This is a genomic window from Flavobacterium sp. NPDC079362, assembly GCF_050267765.1.
Classification (GTDB): Bacteria; Bacteroidota; Bacteroidia; order Flavobacteriales; family Flavobacteriaceae; genus Flavobacterium; species Flavobacterium azizsancarii.
Window position 1 is genome coordinate 138,842 of sequence record NZ_JBNNFM010000012.1, and the last position, 9,349, is coordinate 148,190.

10 protein-coding genes are annotated in these 9,349 nt (G+C 33.4%); 6 read left to right on the forward strand and 4 right to left on the reverse strand.

Features of this window, described 5'->3' with window-relative positions; genetic code table 11:
* Positions 1 to 47 precede the first annotated feature (47 nt).
* The 4 genes from ACQKCJ_RS12740 to ACQKCJ_RS12755 all read left to right on the forward strand — a co-directional run bounded on the left by ACQKCJ_RS12740 (position 48) and on the right by ACQKCJ_RS12755 (position 2,601).
* Positions 48 to 740: a DUF421 domain-containing protein gene (locus ACQKCJ_RS12740; protein ID WP_271335293.1), complete on the forward strand. Its 693-nt coding sequence runs from the start codon at positions 48 to 50 to the stop codon at positions 738 to 740.
* Between the two features lie 32 nt (positions 741 to 772).
* Positions 773 to 1,378: a hypothetical protein gene (locus ACQKCJ_RS12745; protein WP_271335292.1), complete on the forward strand. Its 606-nt coding sequence runs from the start codon at positions 773 to 775 to the stop codon at positions 1,376 to 1,378.
* Positions 1,379 to 1,420: 42 nt separating this feature from the next.
* The gene (gene coaD / locus ACQKCJ_RS12750; protein ID WP_173972493.1) at positions 1,421 to 1,879 is read left to right on the forward strand and encodes a pantetheine-phosphate adenylyltransferase; all 459 of its coding nucleotides are present in this window, start codon (positions 1,421 to 1,423) and stop codon (positions 1,877 to 1,879) included.
* Positions 1,880 to 2,022: 143 nt separating this feature from the next.
* Positions 2,023 to 2,601: a PhnA domain-containing protein gene (locus ACQKCJ_RS12755; protein WP_271335291.1), complete on the forward strand. Its 579-nt coding sequence runs from the start codon at positions 2,023 to 2,025 to the stop codon at positions 2,599 to 2,601.
* Between the two features lie 170 nt (positions 2,602 to 2,771).
* Here the strand turns inward: ACQKCJ_RS12755 and ACQKCJ_RS12760 are convergent, their stop codons facing one another.
* The 4 genes from ACQKCJ_RS12760 to ACQKCJ_RS12775 form a co-directional block, all read right to left on the reverse strand.
* Positions 2,772 to 3,218 carry a hypothetical protein gene (locus ACQKCJ_RS12760; RefSeq protein WP_271335290.1) on the reverse strand — a complete coding sequence of 149 codons (447 nt, stop codon included), beginning with the start codon at positions 3,216 to 3,218 and terminating at the stop codon, positions 2,772 to 2,774.
* A 276-nt stretch (positions 3,219 to 3,494) separates the two neighbouring features.
* Positions 3,495 to 4,844, reverse strand: a complete 1,350-nt coding sequence (locus tag ACQKCJ_RS12765; protein ID WP_271335289.1) for a DEAD/DEAH box helicase — start codon at positions 4,842 to 4,844, stop codon at positions 3,495 to 3,497.
* Between the two features lie 491 nt (positions 4,845 to 5,335).
* The gene (locus ACQKCJ_RS12770) at positions 5,336 to 6,217 is read right to left on the reverse strand and encodes a dihydrodipicolinate synthase family protein (protein ID WP_271335288.1); all 882 of its coding nucleotides are present in this window, start codon (positions 6,215 to 6,217) and stop codon (positions 5,336 to 5,338) included.
* Positions 6,218 to 6,233: 16 nt separating this feature from the next.
* Positions 6,234 to 6,692 (reverse strand): cupin domain-containing protein, encoded by a 459-nt coding sequence (locus ACQKCJ_RS12775; RefSeq protein WP_271335287.1) that lies wholly within the window; start codon positions 6,690 to 6,692, stop codon positions 6,234 to 6,236.
* A 99-nt stretch (positions 6,693 to 6,791) separates the two neighbouring features.
* On the opposite strand from ACQKCJ_RS12775, the gene ACQKCJ_RS12780 reads away from it, so the two are divergent.
* Positions 6,792 to 8,204: a PLP-dependent aminotransferase family protein gene (locus tag ACQKCJ_RS12780; protein WP_271335286.1), complete on the forward strand. Its 1,413-nt coding sequence runs from the start codon at positions 6,792 to 6,794 to the stop codon at positions 8,202 to 8,204.
* Between the two features lie 349 nt (positions 8,205 to 8,553).
* Complete coding sequence (locus ACQKCJ_RS12785; protein WP_427402115.1) at positions 8,554 to 9,153, forward strand: hypothetical protein; 600 nt, start codon at positions 8,554 to 8,556, stop codon at positions 9,151 to 9,153.
* Positions 9,154 to 9,349 lie beyond the last annotated feature (196 nt).

Genomic DNA, 9,349 nt, shown 5'->3' on the forward strand with positions numbered 1-9,349 from the left:
GCAAACTGATTTAGCCCAAAGAAAAAAAACGTAGAAACTCAAAAAAAATGAAAGAAATATTTGAATGGAATAGAGTATTTTACAACGATCTTCCCACGAATTTCGCACTCGAAGTTGTATTTCGTTCGACTGTTATGTTCATCATTTTATTGTTGACATTAAAATTGGCCGGAAAACGAGGTGTAAAACAACTCTCTATTTTCGAAACCGTAATCATTATTGCACTGGGTTCTGCCGCAGGAGACCCTATGTTTTATGAAGATGTGGGTATTGTTCCCGCTGCAATAGTTTTTATCGTCATTATTATCCTGTATCGTTCTGTAACCTGGCTTACCGGAAAAAGCAAAAAATTCGAAGAATTTATAGAAGGTAAAACCGAGTGTCTGATCAATAATGGTAAATTCTCTATTGCTACTTTCAAAAAAGAAAGTCTTGCACAAGACGAATTTTTCTCTGAGCTTCGCATTAAATCGATTGAACATCTCGGACAAGTAAAACATGCTTTTATAGAAACTAGTGGAGAAATAAGCGTATTTTTTTATGAAGATAAAGATGTACAATACGGATTACCAATTCTACCTGCTGCATTCAATAAAAAAAGCACAATAATACCAACCGAAGCCATTTACGCCTGTACTTTTTGCGGACATATAGAAAAACAAAAAACAGCTGCTGCAAAATGCGAAATCTGTACAAAAGAAGAATGGGTTCCGGCGCTAAAAACGCTAAGAATAACGTAATATTAAAGAATAGAAACCTCAAATAAAAAAACATGATATTTCTTGTTGGTACTCGAGAATCTAATATTAAAAATGGTCTGATTTTAAATGAAAAATGTCTTAAATGTAATACACAAGATACATTACATTTTAGTATTTATAAAAGATACACCCATGTCACTTTGATTCCATTATTTCCTGTTGGAAAATGTGTTTACATAAAATGCAATCATTGTGGCGAAAACTTTGATTATGAAGATTTATCTGAAAGTGCTAAATTACAACTAAGAAATGAAAAATTAGATTATTCAATTTGGATGTTTTCCGGTTCGATTATAATAACGTTATTTCTTATTTTTACAATTCATAATTATTTTGAAAAGAAAGATGAAGCAGGGATTCTAATTAAAAACCCAACAAAAGGAGATGTATATAATCTAAAAGTAAAAAATGGGTATTATTCCAACATGAGAATTGATAAAGTGACAAGAGATAGTATCTATGCTACTTTAAATGATTTTAATGCCTATATGCCAAACGAAATTGATGATTTAAATAAACCTGAAAACTATTCAAATAGAAAAGTTTATTACTCAAGAAATGATCTAATAAAACTTTATCAGGAAAATGAAATATTGAAAATTACGAGAAAGAAATAATAACAGGTTTTTAGTAACGCAGAACCTTAGAAACTAAAAAAAATGCGAAAAGCCATATTCCCCGGATCATTTGATCCAATCACACTTGGTCATGAAGACATTATCAAAAGAGGAATTCCTTTATTTGATGAAATCGTAATCGCTATTGGTGTCAATGCCGAAAAAAAGTATATGTTTTCACTCGAAGAAAGAAAACGTTTTATAGAAGAAACTTTCAAAGACGAACCAAAAATTTCGGTTATTACTTATGAAGGTCTAACCATAGATCTGGCAAAAAAACAAAAAGCCCATTTTATTTTGAGAGGTTTGCGAAATCCAGCCGATTTCGAATTCGAAAAAGCCATTGCCCACACCAATAGAAAACTCTCTAAAATTGAAACCGTATTTCTATTAACAGCGGCAAGTACTTCATTTATTAGTTCTAGCATTGTTCGTGATGTATTGCGTCATGGAGGTGAATATGAAATGCTGGTTCCGGATGCGGTTAGGGTAAAGAAATAATCAAAAAATATTTCACTATAAAATAAAAATCAGCATCAACCAGTTTAACCCGCCAAATCCGTGGGTAAAACCATAACAAATCATAAACTTGCAAGCGAAGCAAATTATAAGTAATTTCGCATTTTTAAATAAAACACCAAATAATGAGCATCGAAAGAGAATTGAACAAACGCAGCGGATCAAAATGTGAACTTTGTGGAGCCGAAGAAAACCTAAAAGTATATGAAGTATTGCCAACTAAAAAAGGCGGTCTTGATGAAAGCATTTTTGCTTGTGGTACTTGTATTGACCAGATTGAAAACCCGGACAATGTTGATTTAAATCACTGGAGATCCCTAAACGACAGTATGTGGAACGAGAACGTTGCCGTACAAGTTGTAGCCTGGAGAATGTTAAGCCGTTTGCGTGCAGCAGGATGGCCTCAGGAGTTACTTGACATGATGTATTTAGACGAAGATACTCTTGCATGGGCACAAGCAACCGGAGAAGGAGAAGATGACGAAAACAAAATCATTCACCGTGATAGTAATGGTGTAATTTTAGAACACGGAGATTCTGTAGTTTTAATCAAAGATCTAAAAGTAAAAGGATCCAGTATGGTTGCCAAACAAGGAACTGCCGTAAGAAATATCCGTTTAGACCACGAAAATGCTGAATACATTGAAGGAAAAGTAGATGGACAACAAATCGTAATTATCACCCAATACGTGAAGAAGATATAATTTTTTTTCTGAGGTTCTAAGTTGCTAAGATTCTAAGTCTCTAAGTTTTTTAAACCTTAATAAAGTTTTAGAACCAGCAAACTGAAACTTAAAAAAACCTGAAACAATACAAAACAAAAAAAGGGCCATTCATTTGAATAGCCCTTTTTTTGTTTTGTATTAGGAGTAATTTATTTTTGGAACAATTTGTTAATCTGATCTTTTAATAACGGCTCAGAAACATTACTAGTAACAGATGAAGCATCTTTACTGGAAACCATAAACTGAACTGTAGCTTTCTCAGGAATAACACTTCCTGTGTAGTGCAGCCAAATATAGTTGTTAGGTAATTCTAACTTAATATCATACAAAGGGTTCGCTGTAAAACCATTTACAATAATACTGTAAAGACTATTGTAATCATTATTTACATTTTTAAATGTAAACTTTCTCAAGCTTGATGATTCATCATCATTCTGGATACTTGTATAATAAACAGTATATTCATCTCCAATTTTTTGAATATAATTGTTATTTACTTTTCCTAATCTCTCAACTGGTACAGTTTCAATAACTTTAATTTGTGCAAAAGAGACAAAACTAAACATCAAAATGGCAATCGTAATAATTCTTTTCATAATTAATTTGGGGTTTATTATTTACGGGCGCAAGAAACGCAGAAAATATGATAAATTAAAACCTTAACCGTTAATTTATTAACAATCAGTCAAGAATGGTGTTCAAAATTTAATCAAACCTACCAAAACATCTAATTAAAATATTGAATTTCAATAAATTAACAGAAACATTACTACTAAAAATCACTAAAAAAATAAACCTGATTTTGTTCTTTTTAGAAACTTTCAAACACAATTTAAAAAAGAATTTTACTACACTATTTCTTCAGAGAAAATCTAGTTCTCCTCTTCTTTTTTAACCACTTTTCGGGCAACTTCAATTTTAAATTTCTTGCCTTTCATTTTCTCGTCCTTAATATTATGCAGCAAGTCTTTTACTTTATTGAATTTTACGGCAGCAAACGAAATAAAATCTTTCACCTCGATCAAGCCTAAATCACCTTTCTCCAATTTCCCTTTTTGAGAAAAGAAACCAACAATATCAATTTTATTTAGTTTTGTTTTCTTTCCTCCACTAATATATATAGTTTGATATTCCGGAGGTTTTGGCAAAGTGGTTGTGTTTTCAACCTTCAGAACTTCCATTTTGTAGTCAATATAATCCAATTGTTTTTCACTTTCGTGAACAAGGATATAAGCCGTTCCGGAAGCCTGCATACGTGCTGTACGACCGTTACGATGTGTAAATTCGTCTTCTTTAAGAGGTAAATGATAATGAATTACGTGTTTCATTTCAGGAATATCCAATCCACGGGCAGCCAGATCAGTTGTGATTAAATAACTCACACTTCCGTTTCTAAACTGAATCAAAGCACGCTCGCGCTCGTCCTGATCCATTCCTCCATGATAATAGGTAGAGTAAATTCCTTTTTCGTTTAGTGTGTCACTAATACGTTCAGCAGCATCACGATGATTACAAAAAATAATAGCCGACTGTGATTTCAAAGAACAAATCAAATTGAATAAACTTCCTAATTTATCTTTGGCAGGCGAAACAATCATCTTCATAGAAAGATTCGTTTTCTCCTCTTGTTCCGGAATAAAATCCAAAACCGTTGGATTTACTACTCTTGTATATCTTGGAATCTCAATATCTGAAGTTGCCGAAACTAAAACACGTTTATTTAATTTCGTCAGTTTACCAATGATATAAGACATTTGCTCGTGGAAACCCAGTTGCAATGATTTATCAAATTCATCTAAAATTAAAGTCTGAATTTTATCTGTTCTAAAAGTATCTCTGTCAATATGGTCTGCAATTCTTCCCGGAGTTCCAATTAAAACAGCTGGTGGATTGCTTAAATTCTTGATTTCAGTATCGATCGAGTGACCTCCGTAGCAAATATTTACCTTATATGGAGTCCCCATTTTTTTCCAAACCTGCTCGATTTGCAAACCTAATTCACGTGAAGGCACTAAAATTAAACATTGAACCGAAAGAATTTCAGGTTGTAATAATTCTAAAACGGGTAACAAAAAAGCCAGTGTTTTCCCTGATCCTGTTGGAGAAAGCAGTAAAACATTATTATCGTTTAAAATAGCATCTTGTGCTACTTCCTGCATTTCGTTTAGGCTCTCAATTCCTAAGTTCGAAAGTATATTGTTCGAATGGTGATTTTTATTCATTTTGCAAAAGTAATCAAAAAAAGTTGTTTCAAGTTTTATGTTTCAAGTTGAAATGAGAATAGAGCAACTTTGACATTTTGCATAATGAAAAATTTAAACCACAGAGGGCGCAAAGTTTTTTTTAAAATAAGTTTTTTTTTAATCGTAAAGTTCGCAAAGCTGCCTGTTTTATAAACTTAGCGCTTTGCGAAATCTTTACGGCTAAAAAACTTCTTTCAAAATCAATTTAAAATAACACAATCCCGATAGCTCAATGTAGTTAAGTTAAGCTTTTTGACTAGCCTCCAGCTTTAGCTGGAGGTGTTTAATACCCACATGAGGGGCTTTAGCCAAATCGCATATTTTTGGCTAAAGCGACTCAGACTGGTTTTACATAATCTCCAGCTAAAGCTGGAGGCTATTCAAAACTACACTTTGAGATAAAAAATATAATCAAAGAAGCTTAACTTAACGACATTGCCCGATTGCTATCGGGATTGCGGTTAAGAAACTTATTCCAGCTCTGCTAAAATCAACTTAAATTCAGCTACTTCACTTTCTGTTAATGGTTTCAAAGGGCTTCTTAGAAAACCTCCTTCAATTCCCTGAAGTTCTAAACCTGCCTTGATAGCTCTTGGCAAGCCTTTATTGACAATGAATTTTAAAAGGTTGAGTTGTTTGTAAAACACCTTCTGAGCCTCCTGTAAATCATTTTTATCAATAGCATTGTATAAATCCAGGTTCAGTTTCGGGATTAAATTAGGTGCGGCAGTACACCACCCATTTGCTCCCGCAGCAAATGCAGCCAGAGCCAAAGGGTTTGAACCGTTGTAAAAACCGGCATCCTCACCCAGTTTTCTTCGCAAATAATGCATTCTCTGCACATCACCTGTACTTTCTTTAATCATCGTTACATTTGGGATTTCAAGAAGTCGTTTCAGCAAAGCAGGCGACATATCAACCCCACCGGTCGCGGGATTATTATAGGCCATTATTGGAATCGAAATTTGTTTTGCAACGGCATCATAATGCTGTACAATTTCATCATCGGTAAGTTTCCAGTAGCTCATCGGAATAATCATCACTGCATTTGCTCCTGCTTTCTCAGCAAATTTTGCGTGATAAACAGTTCTTTCAGTTGTTAAATTTGATACACCAACCAAAACAGGAACCCTGCCTTTTACCTGATCTATTGTCGCCTCCGTAATTGCTTCTTTTTCTTGATCTGTCAGATAAGGCATTACACCAGTGCTTCCTAACGGAGCAACAGCATGAGAACCAGCAACAATTAGTCGTTCTAATAGTTTTTTATACAATACAATATCTACTTGTTCATCCTTGTCAAAAGGAGTAATCGGATAGGCAATAATACCTTTAAACGGGTTGTTTTTCATTTACTTTTATATTTTATTAAAGATCTCTTCCCTCTTCTTCTCTTAAGGCAACTCCTAAATTCTGAAGCTGTGGTGCATTTTCGCAGGCAATATATTTGGCTGGTTTATCACTGCTTAAATTCTGATGTCTGTGCCACGCCCAGCTCGGGATATAAACCGCGTCTCCCGCCTTCCACTCTACTTTTACATCTTCAACTTCTGTATAACCATGTCCTTCAATCACATAAATAACCGTTTCGTAAGTATGACGATGTTTATTTGTCAATTGATCCGGCAATAAACCGCCAATTGTCATACTTACATTTTTACTGGGAAGATCAACAAAGAATACCGGATGTTTACGTTCTGTAGAAAACTGACTGTGTACTCCTGCCTGTTCTACATTTTTGTGAATCAATTTTTCCGGCATCACAAAAACAGGTCTGGCAAATGTTTGGTGAAAGTCTTTTGATGAAAATTGCTTTTTAGTTTCCATAATTTTATACTATTTATTTTTTTGCATTATTGCTTTTCAAAATTATCTTAACTTTGGACTATTAAAATAACACAGTTTCAACATAAACAGCTAGTCCAGATGCTAAGACCTTGGAAATTAGAAATTCAGTTCAATACCAATACTGACAAAGCAATATACCTGCAAATCGCCGATGCTATTATTGAAGCAATTAAAACAGGTATGCTTAAAAGCGGAAATGCTTTACCAGGAAGCAGGCAACTTGCCGGGCTATTGAAAGTAAACCGAAATACTGTAATCGAAGCTTTAGACGTTCTTATAGCCGAAGGCTGGCTCATAACAATAGAAAGAAAGGGAACTTTTGTCGCTGATATTCTCCCTCTATCTAAAGAAAACACAGCTCAACAACAAAAAACTAATTTTATAAACGAAGAAATAAAACCGCTTATCGTTTTTGATGACGGAATTCCCGATAGCCGAATCGCACCAATGAATGAATTGGCAAGAGCCTACAGACAGATTTTTAATCGAAAATCGCGTTGGCAAATTATGGGGTACAGTACTGAATTTGGAAATTTGGAATTCAGGAAAGCCATTGTTCAAATGCTCAATTTTAAAAGAGGAATGAACATTACGCCAGATGAAATTTGCATTACCCGCGGAAGTCAAATGGCAATGTATTTAACCGCTAATTGTTTACTAACCCAAGGCGATTTTGTAATGGTAGAAAATCCCGGCTATAAACCTGCCTGGGAAACCTTTGAAAATGCCGGAGCACAATTACTTCCTGTAAATATTGATAAAGAAGGTTTACTAATCGAAGAAGTCGAGGAACATTTGAAGAAACACAACAATATAAAGGCAATTTACGTAACGCCGCACCATCAATATCCAACAACGGTAACTTTGAGTTTAAAAAGAAGATTGAAACTTATCGAATTATCCAACCAATACAACTTTACGATTATTGAAGATGATTACGACAATGAATTCCATTTTGGGCAGCGTCCTGTTTTACCTATTTCCAGTTACAGCAATGCAAAAAATGTCATTTATATAGGTACATTGAGCAAAATTGTAGCGCCCGCTTTACGAATTGGTTATTTGGTAAGTAGTTCCGAAAACATTCTAAAAGTAGGCAAACATCGAAAAATGATCGACGTACAAGGCGATAATATTATGGAAGAAGCTGTCTTGCAACTTATCAATGAAGGCGAAATAAAAAGACACCTTAAAAGAACAACACTTATCTACAAAACAAAAAGAGATGCTTTTGAAATAATCTGCAACAAACACCTCAAAAATAAAGTCACATTTATAAAACCTGAAGGAGGTTTGGCTTTTTGGGTAGTACCAAATTCAGACGTAAATATCTTAGAAATTTCAGACAAGCTACTCTTAAAGGGTATAAAAATAATAACGCCGGAAAAATTTAGTTTTGGTAAACCAATTTCAGGATTCAGACTTGGCTACGCTTCACTTACTGAGAAACAACTCGAAGAAGGAATAATCGAGCTCGCGAAATATTTATAACATGTCTCAGGTTTTTGTTTGTTTCAGGTTTCAGCTTGAAATGCGGTTAAACTTTATGCTGATATTTTACCGCAAAGAGCGCTAAGTTTTTTTATTTTGGAATGCTTTGCGCAGATTTTAAGATCACAAAGCTGTGCGTGAAGACCTTGAAGATTGCAAAGGCTTACATAGAGACCTTTGTGAAAGTTTTGAACTTTGACAAAGGTGAATCGTTATCGATATTTACCCAATTGCTGTGCAAAATTTTGACCTTTACTCAAGATTAATTTATATCACTTTATGGTTTTCCATAAAATTAACCTGTTGTATGTTTTTAAATTTGAAAATTAAAACAATTTAATTTTAATTTATGATTAATTATTACTCTCAAATGAAGAAAATCACATTACTATTAGGAATCTTTTTAATAGCTTCTTGTTCAAAAAGTAAAGAAGAAAAAATGCTATATGAATATCAAAAAGCAAAAGCAACAAGTATTAATTTCAATATTAATGATTTAGATTTTAACATCAAATCATTAGATAAATTAAATGACGTAAAAGCAAAAGACAGTATGGCTTTTTTCAAAAACAAGCTTATTGAATATTATAAAACTACAGATAAAGAAAAGGAAACGGTAAGTTTTGAATATGTAATAAATCAATTGGATACTCTTATAAACTCATATCAAAAATTGATATTATTGAGAGCGAAAGGAGGAAGATCTTATTTGAATTATGAAGATAAAGAAAATAGAAATAAGTTCATAAAAGAAAAAGTATATGTTGAAAGCTGGAAAGAACAATATGATAAATATAGCAAAAATCCGGAAGTAATATTATCTTCAAAATATAAAGCAAATTATACAATTTTAAACCCAGTCATGAATAATGCAAAACAAACTTTTGAAAAGTTTTTCTTTACTAATTCAAGTCAGACTAAATTTGTGGAAGAAGAAAATATTAAATAAAATCCACCGCTAGCGCGAGCGTCCCGCTCGTGAACACAATCAAAATAACTACAAGGACTAACTTAAAAATAGTCACGATCGGAACCTTTGTCAAAGTTTTAAACCAAGAGTGTAAGGAACTTTCTTTCATGTATTGAATGTTTCTAATTTACTAGGATCCCCACCACAATGTATTACTACTTGTTGAATGATTTCA

What these genes read in the sequence shown, in the direction of transcription:
- ACQKCJ_RS12760 (WP_271335290.1), bottom strand. Translation starts at nt 3,218, where the DNA reads ATGAAAAGAATTATTACGATTGCCATTTTGATGTTTAGTTTTGTCTCT.
- ACQKCJ_RS12745 (WP_271335292.1), top strand. Translation starts at nt 773, where the DNA reads ATGATATTTCTTGTTGGTACTCGAGAATCTAATATTAAAAATGGTCTG.
- ACQKCJ_RS12755 (WP_271335291.1), top strand. Translation starts at nt 2,023, where the DNA reads ATGAGCATCGAAAGAGAATTGAACAAACGCAGCGGATCAAAATGTGAA.
- ACQKCJ_RS12775 (WP_271335287.1), bottom strand. Translation starts at nt 6,692, where the DNA reads ATGGAAACTAAAAAGCAATTTTCATCAAAAGACTTTCACCAAACATTT.
- ACQKCJ_RS12770 (WP_271335288.1), bottom strand. Translation starts at nt 6,217, where the DNA reads ATGAAAAACAACCCGTTTAAAGGTATTATTGCCTATCCGATTACTCCT.
- ACQKCJ_RS12785 (WP_427402115.1), top strand. Translation starts at nt 8,554, where the DNA reads ATGATTAATTATTACTCTCAAATGAAGAAAATCACATTACTATTAGGA.
- coaD (WP_173972493.1), top strand. Translation starts at nt 1,421, where the DNA reads ATGCGAAAAGCCATATTCCCCGGATCATTTGATCCAATCACACTTGGT.
- ACQKCJ_RS12765 (WP_271335289.1), bottom strand. Translation starts at nt 4,844, where the DNA reads ATGAATAAAAATCACCATTCGAACAATATACTTTCGAACTTAGGAATT.
- ACQKCJ_RS12740 (WP_271335293.1), top strand. Translation starts at nt 48, where the DNA reads ATGAAAGAAATATTTGAATGGAATAGAGTATTTTACAACGATCTTCCC.
- ACQKCJ_RS12780 (WP_271335286.1), top strand. Translation starts at nt 6,792, where the DNA reads ATGCTAAGACCTTGGAAATTAGAAATTCAGTTCAATACCAATACTGAC.